Origin of the sequence: Bacillus sp. SRB3LM (assembly GCF_015712745.1) — a bacterium.
GTDB classification, from domain to species: Bacteria; Bacillota; Bacilli; order Bacillales; family Bacillaceae_G; genus Bacillus_A; species Bacillus_A thuringiensis_K.
In genome coordinates this window covers 591,747-607,888 of sequence record NZ_VWVQ01000078.1, presented here as the reverse complement: position 1 = coordinate 607,888, position 16,142 = coordinate 591,747, and the positions used below count along the sequence as shown (strand labels likewise).

The following is a 16,142-nucleotide window of genomic DNA, read 5'->3' as shown; positions in this document are numbered from 1 at the left end:
ATATATTGAATGTATGGTATAATATGGATGTTAGCAACTTGAAGTGAAGGAGATGGAATATGATGAAAGAGAAGAAGGGGATTATGAAAAAACTATTTTCTAAAAGTTTTTTCATAGAACTAGATGAAGCTTTAACGTATCCATCATCAAAAGTTATTACTTCAGCGATTGAAGGATATGCAGCTGAATGCAATGAAAGACTAAAATTTGAGAGTAAAGTTAAACCGATTACTTTCTACTTAGAAAATGCAATGTACCGTGCTGAAATAAAGATGGCTCGCGGAGGATATTACATATCTTGTACTGAAGTGTAATAAATTTTGAAACCATACATGTTTGAACTATGTATGGTTTCTTTTTTTGTTTTGTAAGGTCTAAAATAATACTTTTTACTTACGGATATATCATTTTGTGCTTTTTACCATTCAAACATTTCTCCTTACAATGAAGAAAAACATGTGAGGTGGTATAACTTATGATGAATCGAGTTGTATTAATCGGTAGATTGACAAAGGAGCCAGAATTATACTACACAAAACAAGGCGTCGCTTATGCACGAATATGTGTTGCGGTGAATAGAGGATTTCGAAATAGTTTAGGTGAACAACAAGTCGATTTTATTAATTGTGTCGTTTGGCGCAAATCGGCTGAGAATGTAGCTGAATATTGTAAGAAGGGGTCGCTCGTTGGGATTACAGGGCGTATTCAGACTAGTAATTACGATGATGAACAAGGCAAGAGAATATATAGAACTGAAGTTGTGATTGAGAGTATTACCTTTTTGGAGAGAAGGCGGGAGGGGGCATCGTAATAAAAGGTGATTTTAAGTAATAGCTTCGGAAAAAATTGTGGAAAGTATTTTAATAAACTTAAAGAGGGGATACCGCCAGCTTTTTTGAAAAAATAAGTAAAGAGTATATAAAATTTTAGAACGTTTTTTGGCTAATCCAGTAACAAACGAGAATCGTAAAACCCATCACAGGATAGGAATGTATAAAAAGATGAATCGAGTGATAGAAAATAAAAAAAGGGATTCCTTCTGAGCGTAAGGAATCCTCCTTTTTGTTGCTACCGATAATAGGACGTTATGTTAACTTTACATGAATATGTTATACAATAGATAAAAAAGAGATGGGGAGAACAATGAGTATAAACTATCCATTTAAACCAAAATCAAATCGTTATTTAGTACCAGGACAATTTTGGACTATTCCTTTAGATAACAGTAAATTTGCATGTGGTAGAGTAATTGAAACAGATCCAAATAGTAGAAGGGGATTTTTAGCAGGTTTGATGGACTGGATCGGAGATAGCCCACCTATGGCTGAAAATTTAAAAGGTTGTAAAACGTTAATACAAATAGATGTTCATATTAAAACCATTCATGAAACAGCATTGGATGGTTTTATAAGTGGCTATCGTTCATTAGAATTAGATGGAATTGAAACAGAGTATTTCACTTCACAAATGGTTCATGATGAGAATTGTATGTTAATGAAAGGATATTCAGTACTTAGACAGGCGACCAAAGAAGAAGCAGATACGTATAATCAGTTCGGTTACGCAGGTTACATGATGATTAAATGTTACGCAGAAGATTTATTAGCAAATAAATAACTTCCAATAACGAAAAATATGTAAATAAGCTATCCATATGGAGAGCTTATTTACATATTTTTTTTGTTTAGCGTGTTTTTTTCAAAAATAATGGCGATGCCTCAAGAAATGGATAAAAAGTAAAAATCATCGGAAACGAAAGCTTTTAAAATCCCGTTCCTAATTTAAAATGTAAAAAGAATGAAATAGTATGGTAGCGGGAAGAAAGTAGTAAAATTAAGCATCCGAGTAGGAGTATAGAGTGATAATATGTTACAATACAGCTAAGAACATGCAATAAAGGAGAGTTTTTTACGTGAAGATTAAAGCAATTGAACCGACGCCAAGTCCAAATACAATGAAAGTTATTTTGAATGAAGTATTACCATCAGGAGCGCGTAATAATTATACAAATGAAAATAAAGAACAAGCACCAATGCAAGTGCAAGAAATTTTGAAAATTGAAGGCATTAAAGGTGTATATCATGTAGCCGACTTTTTAGCAGTGGAGCGAAATGCGAAGTATGACTGGAAAGTTTTATTACAACAAGTTCGTGCTGTTTTCGGCGAAGAAGTATTGGAAGAAAGTGAAGAACAACAACTTGCTCATTTTGGAGAAGTGAAAGTGTTTGTTCAAATGTTCTTTACAATTCCAATGCAAGTAAAGTTAACAGATGGAACGACGGAAGAACGTGTTGGTTTACCAGATCGTTTTAAAGAATCAATTATGAAAGTGCAAATGTCTGCACCAAACGTTGTAAAAGAGCGTAAATGGGTAGAACAAAGTACACGTTACGGTAACTTTGAAGAAATCGGGAAAGAAGTAGTAGAAGAGATTGTTGCTGCTTATTCAGAAGAACGTGTAAATGAAACGGTTAAAGAATTATTAAATCAAGCAGGTGCTGTTGAAGTAACGATTCAAAAGCGTGAGCCATATAAAGTAACAGAAGAGATGATGAAAGATTCTGACTGGAAAAACCGTTTTGCAGCATTAGAACAAATGGATCCTACTGAAGAAGATATTCCAGTGTTGAAGATGGCGTTAGATGATGAAAAAGTTTCAATTCGTCGTTTAGCAACAGCGTATTTAGGTATGGTAAAAGGTGATGAAGTATTACCTTTATTATATAAAGCTTTATTAGATCGCTCTGTAAGTGTTCGTCGTACTGCAGGAGATTGTTTATCAGATGTAGGTGATCCGGCAGCGATGTTCGTTATGATTAAATCTCTGAAAGATCCAAGTAAATTAGTACGCTGGCGTGCAGCTATGTTCTTATTTGAACTTGGAGATGAAAGTGCGATTCCAGCATTAAAAGCAGCGCAAGATGATCCAGAGTTTGAAGTAGCCATGCAAGCACGTCTAGCATTAGAGCGTATTGAAGGCGGAGAAGAAGCAAAAGGTTCTGTATGGAAACAAATGACGGAGTCTCGTAAAGGGGAATAATATATGATTGTTTTCTATGATAGTTGGTGTCCGATGTGTACGGCCGTTGCAGAACGTACGAAAAAATTAGATAAAAAGGGTAAGATGGAATTTGTTTCATTTCGAGATGAAAATGTAGTTGAGAAGTATGAACTTTCTCAAGAACTACAAAGCAAGATGGAACAAAGATTGTATATTTTAAAACATAATAAGTGGTATGACGGTATTCAGAGCATAGATGTATTAGCAAAGGCCGTTCCATCTTATTGGTTTGCCGTTCCTTTTATAAAGCTATCTATCGTACTTGGTTTTGGAAGTAAAGTATACGATTATATCGCTAATAATAGAAAACTTGTTCCAGTGGGGCATTGCCGCGGTGGGGTTTGTGAAATCCCTACAAAAAAATGAAATCATCGTTATCTTTCTTTTGCACCTATTAATAGAGCGTGATATGATGAATTTGGAATGAAAGTTGAAGGAGAGATTACAAGATGTCAAATGCTTATGAAGAATACATGCGCCAAATGGTAATCCCAATGCGCCAAGAGTTAGTGCGTTCTGGGTTTGAAGAGTTAACTACAGAAGAAGCTGTAACAGAATTTATGGAAAATACATCAGGTACAACTTTAGTAGTTGTAAACTCTGTTTGTGGTTGTGCAGCTGGTTTAGCACGTCCATCAGCAGGTCAAGCGGTTGTTCGTGCTGAAAAACAACCTGATCATCTTGTAACTGTATTCGCAGGTCAAGATAAAGATGCTACTGCAAAAATGCGTGAATACTTCGGAGAAATTCCTCCATCTTCACCATCTATGGCATTATTAAAAGGAAAAGAAGTTGTTCACTTCATTCACCGTCATGAAATTGAAGGTGCAACTATGGACGAAATTATTACGAACTTAGAACAAGCTTTCGAAAAGAATTGCTAAAGAAGGGGGAGAGTAAATCTCCCTCTTTTCTTTATATAGAGGTGAAACAATGATCGTAACAACAGCAGGAAGAACGAATAAAGAAATGACAGATTATGCAAAGCAGGTAGCCGCAGAATTAAATCGTTCATTCGTTAAACGTAATGACATACCAGTGCATAAATTACATGAGCAGTATCAACAAGATGTGCTTGTCGTAGGGAAGAACCGATTAGCTATTTATCCGAAAGGTACGGAAGAATCGTTTTTCTTTCATCCGAACTCAGCGATGTTTCGTGTGAAAAGGTTAATGCGTGGAGAACACGATCCGTTTGTACAAGCCACGCAATTAGAGAGAGGAATGACAGTGTTAGATTGTACGCTCGGGATGGCATCAGATAGTATTGTAGCTAGTTATGTTGTTGGTGAAAGCGGAAAAGTAACAGGACTTGAAGGCAATGAGTATATGGCTTATATTATGGAAAATGGTTTGAAAACATGGTCTTCATCCGTTTCTGAAATTGATGAAGCAATGCAAAGAATTCAAGTAAAGCAAACGGAGCATTTTTCATTTTTAGCGCAATGTGAAGACAATAGTTACGATGTCGTTTACCTTGATCCGATGTTTGAAGAAACTGTCATAGAATCCGATGGAATTAAAGGATTAAAACACTTCGCTTTGTATCATGATATTACTGACGAAACAATTGCGGAGGCAAAACGAGTGGCGAGAAAACGTGTCGTTTTAAAAGATCATTTTCGTAGTTCTAGATTTGAAAAACACAATTTTTATGTATACAAAAGAAAAAGTGCTAAGTTTCACTTTGGTGTAATTGACCCTTGCTAATTGTTTGAAAAGATGTATAATAAGCAATAATTAATTAAATATACTGTCTGTGATGAAGAGAGTAGTCTTTTTTAGAAGGAAAGCGAGCTAGGGATGGTGTGAGCCTAGTACGGAAGAAAAAGGTGAAGCGCACTTCGGAGATGCTTCTTGAACGAATAGTAGAGAAAGCCGAGGCCCCCTGTCCTCGTTATAAACGGGAAAGTGGTTCGTAACGAACAACAAGGGTGGTACCACGGGTTAAAACTCGTCTCTTTTTTAGAGACGAGTTTTTTGTGTTTTAAAAAATAAGGAGGTTGTATCATGGATTATAAAATGCAGTTTGCGGAAAGTTTATCTAATATTTTCACGAATGAATTAACGCAAAAACAAATTTTAGATTTAATTGAAACACCGAAACAAGATGAATTTGGAGATGCAGCGTTCCCATGCTTTTCATTAGCGAAGCAATATAAAAAAGCACCAGCTCTTATCGCAAAGGAAGTTGCTGAGAAATTCAATGATCCGTTTTTTACGAAAGTAGAAGCCGTTGGTCCTTATGTAAATGTATTTTTCAATCGTGAAACTGTAAGTGATGCAGTATTAAAAACAGTTTTAGCGGAGAAAGAAGAGTTCGGTCAAAACCACTTTGGCTGTGAAAAAACAGTAGTAATTGATTATTCCTCTCCTAATATCGCGAAACCTTTTTCGATGGGGCATTTACGTTCTACAATGATAGGAAATTCGCTGAAACATATCGCTGAAAAATGTGGCTATGAAGTTGTAGGGATTAATTATATAGGAGATTGGGGAACACAGTTTGGAAAGTTAATTACGGCTTATAAAAAATGGGGAAATGAAGCAGTAGTTAAAGAAGATCCAATACGTGAGCTATTTAAGTTATATGTCCAATTCCATGAAGAGGTAAAAGACGACGAAGAACTAGAAGAAGAAGGACGTGCTTGGTTTAAGAAACTAGAAGAAGGTGATGAAGAAGCGGTAGAACTTTGGAATTGGTTCCGTCATGAGTCCCTTAAAGAATTTTCTCGCATTTATGAACTTCTCGGCGTAGAATTTACTAATTTTCAGGGAGAAGCATTTTATAATAATTTAATGGAAGATTTTATTGGGATTTTAGAAGAACATGAGTTGCTTGAAGAATCAGAAGGTGCATTAGTCGTTAATTTAGAAGAAGAAGGAATGCCGCCTTGCTTAATTAGAAAATCAGATGGTGCGACGATTTATGCAACGCGTGACTTAACGGCAGCTTTATATCGTCAAAACACTTATGGGTTTGATAAAGCGCTATATGTTGTTGGTCCAGAACAAAGCTTACATTTCAATCAATTTTTCACCGTATTAAAAAAACTTGGCTATACTTGGGTTGATGGTATGGAACACGTACCGTTTGGCTTCATTTTAAAAGATGGTAAGAAAATGTCGACACGTAAAGGAAGAGTTATTTTACTTGAAGAAGTACTCGAAGAAGCAATCGAACTTGCAAAACAAAATATTGAAGAGAAAAATCCAAACTTAAAACAAAAAGAAGTAGTAGCAAAGCAAGTCGGTGTTGGTGCAGTCATCTTCCACGATTTAAAAAATGAGCGTATGCACAATATTGAATTCTCATTAGAAAACATGCTGAAATTTGAAGGAGAAACAGGCCCGTACGTACAGTACACACATGCACGTGCTTGTTCTATTTTAAGAAAAGAAAGTGTAGAATTTGAAACATGTACATTTGCTTTAAAAGACGATCATAGCTGGAGTGTCGTAAAATTACTAAATAAATTCCCGCAAATAATTGAAGCAGCTTTCAATAAAAATGAGCCATCGTTTATTTCGAAATATATATTAGATGTAGCACAATCATTCAATAAATATTACGGTAATGTTCGTATATTAGAAGAGAGCAAAGAAAAAGACAGCAGACTCGCATTGGTTTATGCTGTGACGGTTGTATTAAAAGAAGGATTACGTTTACTTGGGGTGGAGGCACCTGAGGAAATGTAACATAGTAGTAAACTGACAAACTGGGTCTAGTATAAACCTGGTTTGTTTTTTTATTGGATATATATTTTTTTTGCAAAATCAATTAAAATCTTTTTAGAGAGGGTGATTCATATTGATTCGAACTTTTATTTTACAAATTCCTTGTCATAGAAGATTAGATAGGAGTTTTTTTAAACTACAAAAGTACATACCTTTATGTGCGCGTTGTACAGGCATGCTTATTGGTATTTTAATGTTTCCAATTTATTTTTATATGACACCTTCATTTCTTTTGGCAATCATACTATCATTTTTCGCTCAAATTCCGTTACTTATCGATGGGCTCACCCAAAAGTGGAAATGGAGAAGTAGCTCAAATTTGCTAAGAATAACTACTGGTGTATTAAGCGGTAATGGTATGGGATTATTCATTTCATCTACTGTTATATGGATATTATCTTAAGATATATAGTAATGGAGGTATTTACATAGATGTTCTGGATTTATTTAATTCTAATTTTTATTTCAGGCGGAAGTGGAATTGGTTTTATGACTCAAAATAACTATACAGAAGCAATAATAGCTTTTGTTATTTGTATACTATTGTTTGGGCTACTGTATTATTATCTTAAAAGAAACAAAAGAAAGAGAAAAGCAGATTGTGACGATTTAGACTGTACGGATTGTTTTGATTGTGATTGTACTTGTTAAATTTTTCTTCCAAATAAAAAGCTAGTGTATTTTTAATAATACACTAGCTTTTTGCTTTGAAATTTTAAGAAAAGTGTAGGAATACGGCTATTATATAGAGAACTTTAGTTTTGTATATAAAAGGAGGCGGGAAAATAATCTGTTTTGAACCACATTGGATTTCTAATACGGCTTCTTATTTACTAGATGGGGAGAAACAATCGGAATTTATTCAGCTAGGTGTTTTGCAGAAATTATTTGAAAGTGATACGCAAAGAAATGGTAAAGATGGCAATATATGCATGAAAATACCGATATATTTAAGTGAATTAGGTGTGAAAAATATTGAATGTAGAGTAAGCGATAAAGTGAACTTTTTAGATTTAAATATGCATCACAATGATAAAAACGATTTGTATCAATCATTAAAAGAAGAGGGGATTGCAGGTGATCCGGGTGATAAGCAACAATTTGTAGAACGTTTAATAGCCAGAGGATTAATATATGATAATGCGCTAGCTCAATATGAAGCTGAACTACGATTTTTTAAAATATTTCATGTGTATTCTTCTTTTGTATACGCTCCCAATATGAAAATTAAATTTGGTGACATAGTTTGTTAAAAGGTATGATGTATAAGGATTGTCGTTTAATGTCGATAAGTCGATATTCGACATATAATCGCTGATAAATGTTAAGAATCGGTCGATATAATTTGAAAATCGCCGATAAAATGAAAGAATCGCTGATATATTTGAATTATCGCCGATATAATTTTATGTACTAATTTCAGCTTCTACAAGATTAAAATTGCATGTTACGTTATTCCATATAATTAAACAAAATACGGAGAAAAACAATCATTTTTACTATATTTTGTTATAAATTTGAATAATATTAATTAATACGATCCATTATAAGAGATTTTAGTTGAATACATACTATATGGTGTGTAAAATCTAAGCAAGTAGCAGTTTAAATATAAATTCGAGGTGAATGCATGCTAGATTTTAAGCAGTTAGAAACTTGTTTAAAAGACAAGAGATTTGTAGATGGATTACAGGAAATAAATAATGAAATTGCATATATAAAAGAAACGAATACTTTATCCTATGTGAAGAATTGGCTGGCCAATATTCCTTCGCATAAGGAGCTCGATATATTAATTCGCCTTACTGATGAAGGGCTTATGCACCAATACAGTTCATTCCTCATTCGTTACGCTTATAAAAAATTCCCAAATATGAGAACGCTCTCTTTATATTGTGATGAGTTAATTGATGAGCGGAAAATTCTTGAAGCAGAGCAGTTGTTAAAATCTTCTTTAGAAGAGTTAAGTAAAGAAGAAATAGATGCAGATTTCTTAGCGAAAACATACTTTACGTTAGTACGATGTCTTTTAGAAATGAAACGAAACGAAGAAGCGTTAATGTATATGCAAAAAGCAGAGGAGTACAGTACACGCGCAGTGTTTGATAAATGGGGCTACGTTTATATGCATACAGGTGAATGGGAGAAAGCGGAAGAACAATTTATTGCTGGCATGCAGCATGAAGATTGTGAAGAGTTATCTACCTATTTATTATCACAATTGTATGCGAATAAAGGAGAACAAAAACGCGCGATACAGTTAATCGATGATGCAATTGTAAAATTCCCACAAGTACCATATTTTCATTTTGAGAAGATAAAGTATTTATTAGATTTAGAGCAATATGAAGAGATGTTAGCGGTAATAGATAACATAAATACTCAGCTGCCGTATCATGCCTATAATACTTACTTTGTACATTTACGTGCAGAAGCACTGTACAAAATGAATAAATTTGCAGATTTACAAAAACTATTAAAAGAAGAAAAGAGTTTAAAAGAATCTTTATATCATAATTTAGAAAAAAATCCGGATGGAAAAAAGGTTCACTTGCCGATAGTTCCTATTGTACAAAAGGATAATTATTGTGTTCCGACAAGTTTAGAGATGATGTTGCGTATATGGGGAGAGAAACGTACACAAGATGAAATAGCAGAGTTTATTTTTGATATGACAGGTTCGAAGTTTTCAGATACTGTTTCTTATTTAGAAGAATTAGGTTATGAATATCGTTATTTTAAAGGGAATAAAGAGAATTATAAGAGACTGATTGACGAAGGAATTCCTGTTTTATTAAGTATAGATATTGAGCATGCTTCACACGTACAAGTTCTATCTGGATATGATGATACATTGCAAGCTTTCTATGTTCAAGATCCAAACTTTATAGAACCAGTTCTTGTGGAATATAGTAAATTACAAGAAAAATATCGTTATACAGGCTGTTTAGCAATCACGTTTGTTCCGAAAGAAAAGAAGGAGCAACTAGCGTTTCTAAGTGAAGAAGAAAATCGTTATTTTAAATCTATTTTTTCTCTTACGGATCATTTAGATGAACATGACAAAGAGGGGATTAGTAACTTAGTACAATTTTTAAAAGAAACGAGTGATAATCCAAATACGTGGTTATATACGATAAAGCACTTAGATGTTGAAGTAGATAAAGAATTTATTTTATATTGTATCGATAAGTTAATGGAAAAGTTTCCGAACTCGGACTTTGTTAAATTGCATGGTGCACAGTGTTTTATTCGTCTTCAAGAAGTAGAGAAAGCGGAGCAAATGCTGACAAGCGTTGAGAAGAAAAATAATCGTGCTTTATATCATTTAATAAACGGAAGATATGCTTTTGAACAGGAAAGTTATCTAGAAGCGATTTCAAGCTTTCGTTTATCGTTACAATTAGACGCAGATCAGCCTATTGCTTGGAGTTTTCTCGCTTTATCCTATATGTATATTGATCAATCTGAAAAAGCATTGCAATACTCTCAAGTTGCGTTAGAGCGTAGTCCTGAAAGGTTCACTTTAACAAATCACGGTTTAATATTAATAGATTTAGAAAGATATGAAGAAGCATATGAAATCTTTAATGACTTGTTAAAAGAGTATAAATATGAAGCGCATGTATGGTATGAACGAGCGAGATGTGCACATCAACTAGGGAAATTATATTTAGCAATAAAAGGGCTTAAAGTAGCGATTCATTTGGATAGTAATGCACCTTACATTTATACGAAACTTTCGGAAATATACGAATCTGATTTGAAGGATGAGGAAAGTGCGAAAGAAATTTTATTAAAGGGTATTGAGAATTGTGATGATAAAGCACCTCTTTACGTAAAATTAGGTGATTATCATTTTCAAAATGATAGCTTGGAAGAAGCAGAAGTATTGTATAATCGTGCTTTAGAAGAAAATGATGAGGATGTTTATTCTCACTTCGGACTTACACAAGTTTATATGGCAAGAGAACAATATAAGGAAGCAAAAGAATATATACTTGGTCTTGAGAAGCAAATTGAAAAGAGCCAAGATTTCCTCATGAATGCAGGAATGGTTTTATGGGATGCTGAAATTGAACTTGGTGGAAATGAAGAAGGGTTTAAAGTAGCGCTATCTAAGTTAGAAAATGGTATAAAGAAAAGTGATTATAATGTAGCAAGTGCGTTAGATGAATATGTGAATCGAATTAAAGGAACGGAATTTGTACAACGAGGTATAGCATTTTTAAGAACGTTACACAAAGAAAGAAATGAAGTAAGTGAGTACGGTTGTTATGCAGGTATTTTATATGAATCTATTGGACAGTACGGCCAAGCGATGAAAAGATATAATAAGGCGATAGAACAAATGGAAACGGCATTACCGTATTACCGAATTGGCGAAACACTTATGGCATTAGGGCAATTGACGGAAGCAAAGCAGGCGTATGAAACATGTTTAGAGCTTGATGGGAATTTCGTAGGTGTACATTTACAGCTTGCGGAAATATACGAAAAAGAAGAAAACCGTTCTAAAGAACAAAGTCATATGGTTCAGGCGATGAAAGAAGAGCCGTTGCATATTAATATGGAATATTTGGCACAGCTTTCAGTAGATATGAATCTTCAGGAAGAATTGCTGACTGAACTAGAACAATTAGCGGACGAAGTACCTGAAATATGGCGTTTAGATGCGATTGCATATGTGTACGGAGCGATGAATGAAACAGATAAAGAACAAGCACAGATTGAATACGCGCTACAATTAGATGGTGAGCATATAGAAGTACTATATCATTATGCAAAAGTATTAGTGAAAAAAAGAAATGTAAAAGCAATTGAAGTTGCAATGAAAGTAATACAAAAAGATTTTGATAATGAACGTATATTTGATGTTTATGTAAAAGCAGTAGAGCAACATAAAAAATTGTCTAACATACGAGATTTTCTTCATACATTAAAGGTGAAAAAAGCAGAAAGGAGTACAGCATTCATGTATGCTGCAGCTGCGGTTACGGAAATATGGATTGAACGCCAGCTGCATGAACAGCCGAAACGATCTATCATTACGAGAGCTTTTTATCGTATGAAAAATCGTGCGAAAGAAATTTCAATGGTTACTATGATAATTGATTTATATGAAATCTCTTTAAAGTTAAATCCGAAAAATAGTATGGCAGCACAGCGATTTGCGCTATTTTATGAGAATGTAGAGATGAATAAAGAAGCAATAGAGATTCTACACACGTCACTAGAAAATAAATGGGATTATGACGTAGCGAAGCAACTTGCAAATCTTTTCGTTGAGTGCGAGGAAGAAGATATGTTAAGAGATGCTTTGGAATTAACGAAACAAATGGTTCGAGAACTACCAGATGATTATGATACTCTTCTTCTGCAAGCACAAGTATTCTTTAAAGCAGGGGAAGAAAGAAAAGCAGAAAAGATTATCTTACAATTAACAGAGCAAACACCGTTTGTAAGTAGAGCATTTCTTGCTTTAGGAGAAATATATCAAAGTCAAGAAAGGTTTGAAGAGGCAATTCATGTATTAGAAAATGCTTCTATACATCATCCAAATGAAACAGCAATTCTTCTTTCTTTAGCATCTTCATATCATGGTGCCGGCCAAACGATAAAGGCAGAAAAAATAACAAATGAAGTATTAATAATTGACGCGAGTGATTTGTTAGCAAGATATGATCGAGCTTGTTATTTAGCACAGTTAAATAGAAATGAAGAGGCGAAGGAAGAGCTTGAATTTGTCCTTCGTGAGGATGAATCGGGATTCTTTGCTGAACTTATTGAGGATGATGAAAATTTAGCAGCATTGCGAGAATTTGAAAAGTAATTGTATAAGAATAGGGAAAAAAGATAAGGATATATTTTGAATTAGTTGACAATTAGTTGCTAAATGGCATAAAATAACTTTTAACAAAGTATACAAATCTGAAGACGAGAAAGAGTAAAATAGTGAGCTGTTCTCCAGAGAGCCGGTATATTGCTGAAAACCGGTGTGCAGACGTTATTTGAAAATCATCTCCGAGGAGCCGAGGCTGAAAGTAAGTAAGCCCGGACGGATGTCTACCGTTACAAAGAACACGTATGATAGTACGTTGCTAAGTGCTATTAGTGAAAAAGCTAATAGAATTAGGGTGGTATCGCGGGTAAACCCGTCCCTACTTTATAGGGACGGGTTTTTTGTGTGCTTTAAAATATTCAAAGGAGTGATTGTATATGGAAAAAGTAGATGTAAAAGAATCAGCTGTAGGAAGAGAAATGCGAATTCGCAAACAGTGGAACGAACAAAATATTTTCGAACAATCAATTCAGAATCGAGAAGGCGCACAGTCTTTCGTATTTTATGAAGGACCACCAACGGCGAACGGACTACCGCATGTAGGTCATGCACTTGGACGAACAATTAAAGACTTAGTAGCAAGATATAAAACGATGGCTGGTTATAAAGTGTTAAGAAAAGCAGGATGGGATACACATGGTTTACCTGTAGAATTAGGCGTTGAGAAGCAACTTGGTATTTCTGGTAAACATGAGATCGAAGAATATGGCATTGAACCATTTATTCAAAAGTGTAAAGAGAGTGTTTTCACATATGAGAAGCAGTGGCGCGAATTCACTGAAAGTATTGGTTATTGGGTAGATATGGATGATCCATATGTAACTTTAAAGAATCCATATATCGAAAGTGTATGGAATATTTTGGGGACAATCCATGAAAAAGGATTGTTATATAAAGGACATAGAGTTTCACCATACTGCCCAAGCTGCCAAACCTCATTGAGCTCACATGAGGTTGCACAAGGGTATAAAACAGTAAAAGATTTAAGTGCAACTGTGAAGTTTAAAGTGAAAGATAGTGAAAATGAGTATTTCTTAGGTTGGACAACGACACCTTGGACACTTCCAGCAAACGTTGCGCTTGCTGTCCATCCAAATATAGAATACGTTAAAGCAAAACAAGAAAGTCATGTATACATTGTTGCGAAAGAACGTGTACAAGAAGTATTAAAAGAGAACTATGAAGTATTATCTGTTCATAAAGGCGAAGAATTATTAAACACATCTTATACAGCGCCATTTCCGATGAAAGAAGTTACAAATGGTTACCGCGTTATTGCAGCAGATTTTGTAACGGGAGATAGTGGTACAGGACTTGTTCATATTGCTCCAGCATATGGAGAGGACGATTATAGAGTTGTCCAAAGTGAAGGATTGTCATTCTTGCACGTTGTAGATGAAAAAGGTGAGTATACAGAGGCAGTACCATTTTTGAAAGGGAAATTTGTAAAAGATTGTGACGTGGATATCGTTCGTTATTTAGCGAAGGAAGGTTTACTGTATCATAAAGAAAAATATGAACATAGCTATCCGCATTGCTGGCGTTGTGATTCACCACTACTTTATTATGCAGGAGAAAGTTGGTTAATCCGAACAACTGCAATTAAAGATACATTTTTACAAAATAATGATTCTGTTACTTGGTATCCGGATCATATGAAACATGGACGTTTTGGTAAGTTTTTAGAAAATATGGTAGATTGGAATATTAGCCGAAATAGATATTGGGGAACGCCATTGAATGTATGGGAATGTGAAAGTTGTGATCATCAGTTCGCACCGAAAAGCATTGCCGAATTAAGAAAGCATAGTACGAAAGAAACACCAGAAGATTTGGAATTGCATAAGCCTTATGTAGATGAAGTGCAAGTCTGCTGCGGGAAATGCGGAGGCACAATGAATCGTACACCAGAAGTGATTGATGTTTGGTTTGATAGTGGTTCTATGCCATTTGCACAATATCATTACCCATTTGAAAATAAAGAGTTATTTGAAGAGCAGTTTCCAGCGGATGTTATTGCCGAAGGAATTGATCAAACACGCGGCTGGTTTTATAGTTTATTAGCAGTATCAGCACTATATACAGGAAAAGTACCGTATAAACGAGTGTTATCACTAGGGCATGTTTTAGATGAAGAAGGGCAGAAAATGTCTAAAAGCAAAGGAAATGCACTAGATCCAGTTGATTTAGTAGATAAATTTGGTGCAGATGCGCTAAGATGGGCTTTACTTGTTGATAGTGCCCCGTGGAATGCGAAGCGTTTTTCTGAAAGAACAGTACTGGAAGCGAAATCTAAATTTGTAGATACATTAGTGAATGTGTATAGCTTCTACGTTTTATATGCAAATTTAGATGAGTATAATCCGAAAGAAACGTATGATGTAAAGCTTACGAAATTAGACGAATGGGTATTATCAAGATTGCATAGTACAACGAAAAAAGTGAGAACTGCACTTGATGATTATCAATTTACGAATGCAGCTCGTGAAATTGCAGCACTTGTAGATGAAGTGAGTAACTGGTATGTAAGACGCTCACGTAATCGTTTCTGGGAATCTGGTATGAACGCTGAGAAAGCAGCTGCGTATGAGACACTTCATGAAGTGCTTGTAACAATTAGTAAATTAATTGCACCATTTACACCGTTTGTTGCGGAAGACATTCATCTGAATTTAGAAGGAAGAAGCGTTCATTTAGCCGATTATCCAGTTGTAAATGAATCACTACTTCAACCGAAATTAGAAGCGGAAATGGATGCTGTTTTACAAGTTGTTGAACTTGGAAGAAGTAACCGTAATCAGCATTCTTTAAAAGTAAAACAGCCGCTAGCAGAACTTGTATTACTTGAGCATAACGAGAATGATATGGATTGGGAATCTTATCGTGATATCGTTATGGATGAGTTAAATGTAAAAGCGTTCCATGTTGAACTCGATGAAACAAAATACACATCATATCAATTGAAGCTTAATTTTAAAACAGCGGGGCCAAAATTCGGTAAAAATGTGAATGCAGTGAATGGTTGGCTAAAACAATTATCACAAGAAGAAGTACAAAACTTTGTATCAACAGGAAGAGCAGTTTACGAAGCAACACTAGGAGAAGAAGTAGTTGTAACTGCTGACGATGTGTTAGTTGAGAAAGTTGCAAAATCAGGATTCTCTAATACGACTAACGGACAATATACAGTTATGTTAGATACGAATGTAACGGAAGAATTGTTACAAGAAGGAGTAGCGCGTGAATTCATTCGTGCGGTTCAAGAATATCGTAAACAGTTGAATTTACCAGTTAATTTACGAGTCGATATTATTCTTGATACAGAAGAAGAACTACAGCGAACGTTAACGAACCATAAAGATTTATTGGAAGAAAACTTACTCGTTAAACAATTTACATTTGGTAACTTAACGAACGAAGACGATGAACTTTCTTTAGGTGAAACAAAACTTAGAATTAAATTAAGTGCAGCTAATTAAAGAAAAAAGGAAGTTGGAATGA

The 16,142-nt window shown here is 34.7% G+C and carries 12 protein-coding genes, 1 pseudogene and 2 other annotated features; all 13 genes and pseudogenes read left to right on the top strand.

The genetic code is table 11. From position 1 onward, the window contains the following. The first annotated feature begins 59 nt into the window (after positions 1 to 59). The 13 genes and pseudogenes from F3I02_RS26600 (at position 60) to ileS (ending at position 16,120) form a co-directional block, all read left to right on the top strand. A complete protein-coding gene (locus tag F3I02_RS26600; RefSeq protein ID WP_000975137.1) occupies positions 60 to 314 on the top strand; it encodes a DUF4318 domain-containing protein in 255 nt (84 codons plus the stop codon). Between the two features lie 161 nt (positions 315 to 475). Next, positions 476 to 811, top strand: a complete 336-nt coding sequence (locus F3I02_RS26595; protein ID WP_000982014.1) for a single-stranded DNA-binding protein — start codon at positions 476 to 478, stop codon at positions 809 to 811. A 332-nt stretch (positions 812 to 1,143) separates the two neighbouring features. Next, a complete protein-coding gene (locus tag F3I02_RS26590; protein ID WP_230876893.1) occupies positions 1,144 to 1,617 on the top strand; it encodes an Imm26 family immunity protein in 474 nt (157 codons plus the stop codon). A 295-nt stretch (positions 1,618 to 1,912) separates the two neighbouring features. After that, complete coding sequence (locus F3I02_RS26585; RefSeq protein ID WP_000692564.1) at positions 1,913 to 3,040, top strand: conserved virulence factor C family protein; 1,128 nt, start codon at positions 1,913 to 1,915, stop codon at positions 3,038 to 3,040. Positions 3,041 to 3,043: 3 nt separating this feature from the next. Beyond that, a complete protein-coding gene (locus tag F3I02_RS26580; protein ID WP_000634872.1) occupies positions 3,044 to 3,427 on the top strand; it encodes a thiol-disulfide oxidoreductase DCC family protein in 384 nt (127 codons plus the stop codon). 83 nt (positions 3,428 to 3,510) lie between these two features. After that, positions 3,511 to 3,945, top strand: coding sequence for a BrxA/BrxB family bacilliredoxin (locus F3I02_RS26575; RefSeq protein ID WP_000063706.1), 435 nt, complete (start codon positions 3,511 to 3,513; stop codon positions 3,943 to 3,945). Between the two features lie 49 nt (positions 3,946 to 3,994). After that, positions 3,995 to 4,771 carry a class I SAM-dependent methyltransferase gene (locus tag F3I02_RS26570; RefSeq protein WP_000637453.1) on the top strand — a complete coding sequence of 259 codons (777 nt, stop codon included), beginning with the start codon at positions 3,995 to 3,997 and terminating at the stop codon, positions 4,769 to 4,771. A 40-nt stretch (positions 4,772 to 4,811) separates the two neighbouring features. Beyond that, positions 4,812 to 5,026 (top strand) — a binding site (T-box leader). A 45-nt stretch (positions 5,027 to 5,071) separates the two neighbouring features. Continuing rightward, positions 5,072 to 6,760 carry an arginine--tRNA ligase gene (argS, locus tag F3I02_RS26565; RefSeq protein WP_000384908.1) on the top strand — a complete coding sequence of 563 codons (1,689 nt, stop codon included), beginning with the start codon at positions 5,072 to 5,074 and terminating at the stop codon, positions 6,758 to 6,760. 112 nt (positions 6,761 to 6,872) lie between these two features. After that, the gene (locus tag F3I02_RS26560; RefSeq protein ID WP_046946359.1) at positions 6,873 to 7,202 is read left to right on the top strand and encodes a DUF2085 domain-containing protein; all 330 of its coding nucleotides are present in this window, start codon (positions 6,873 to 6,875) and stop codon (positions 7,200 to 7,202) included. Between the two features lie 29 nt (positions 7,203 to 7,231). After that, positions 7,232 to 7,450, top strand: coding sequence for a hypothetical protein (locus F3I02_RS26555; protein ID WP_000498606.1), 219 nt, complete (start codon positions 7,232 to 7,234; stop codon positions 7,448 to 7,450). Positions 7,451 to 7,566: 116 nt separating this feature from the next. Continuing rightward, positions 7,567 to 8,052, top strand: a pseudogene (locus tag F3I02_RS26550) (methyltransferase); the annotation flags it as partial. 377 nt (positions 8,053 to 8,429) lie between these two features. Continuing rightward, positions 8,430 to 12,632: a bacteriocin-processing peptidase family protein gene (locus F3I02_RS26545; RefSeq protein WP_046946358.1), complete on the top strand. Its 4,203-nt coding sequence runs from the start codon at positions 8,430 to 8,432 to the stop codon at positions 12,630 to 12,632. Positions 12,633 to 12,724: 92 nt separating this feature from the next. Further along, positions 12,725 to 12,965 (top strand) — a binding site (T-box leader). A gap of 53 nt (positions 12,966 to 13,018) precedes the next feature. Next, positions 13,019 to 16,120 (top strand): isoleucine--tRNA ligase, encoded by a 3,102-nt coding sequence (gene ileS / locus F3I02_RS26540; RefSeq protein WP_196478581.1) that lies wholly within the window; start codon positions 13,019 to 13,021, stop codon positions 16,118 to 16,120. Positions 16,121 to 16,142 lie beyond the last annotated feature (22 nt).

Excerpts from the sequence above, each read along its gene's own strand:
- F3I02_RS26545 (WP_046946358.1), top strand. The coding sequence starts at position 8,430 with ATGCTAGATTTTAAGCAGTTAGAAACTTGTTTAAAAGACAAGAGATTT.
- F3I02_RS26580 (WP_000634872.1), top strand. The coding sequence starts at position 3,044 with ATGATTGTTTTCTATGATAGTTGGTGTCCGATGTGTACGGCCGTTGCA.
- F3I02_RS26595 (WP_000982014.1), top strand. The coding sequence starts at position 476 with ATGATGAATCGAGTTGTATTAATCGGTAGATTGACAAAGGAGCCAGAA.
- F3I02_RS26570 (WP_000637453.1), top strand. The coding sequence starts at position 3,995 with ATGATCGTAACAACAGCAGGAAGAACGAATAAAGAAATGACAGATTAT.
- ileS (WP_196478581.1), top strand. The coding sequence starts at position 13,019 with ATGGAAAAAGTAGATGTAAAAGAATCAGCTGTAGGAAGAGAAATGCGA.
- F3I02_RS26575 (WP_000063706.1), top strand. The coding sequence starts at position 3,511 with ATGTCAAATGCTTATGAAGAATACATGCGCCAAATGGTAATCCCAATG.
- argS (WP_000384908.1), top strand. The coding sequence starts at position 5,072 with ATGGATTATAAAATGCAGTTTGCGGAAAGTTTATCTAATATTTTCACG.
- F3I02_RS26600 (WP_000975137.1), top strand. The coding sequence starts at position 60 with ATGATGAAAGAGAAGAAGGGGATTATGAAAAAACTATTTTCTAAAAGT.
- F3I02_RS26590 (WP_230876893.1), top strand. The coding sequence starts at position 1,144 with ATGAGTATAAACTATCCATTTAAACCAAAATCAAATCGTTATTTAGTA.
- F3I02_RS26555 (WP_000498606.1), top strand. The coding sequence starts at position 7,232 with ATGTTCTGGATTTATTTAATTCTAATTTTTATTTCAGGCGGAAGTGGA.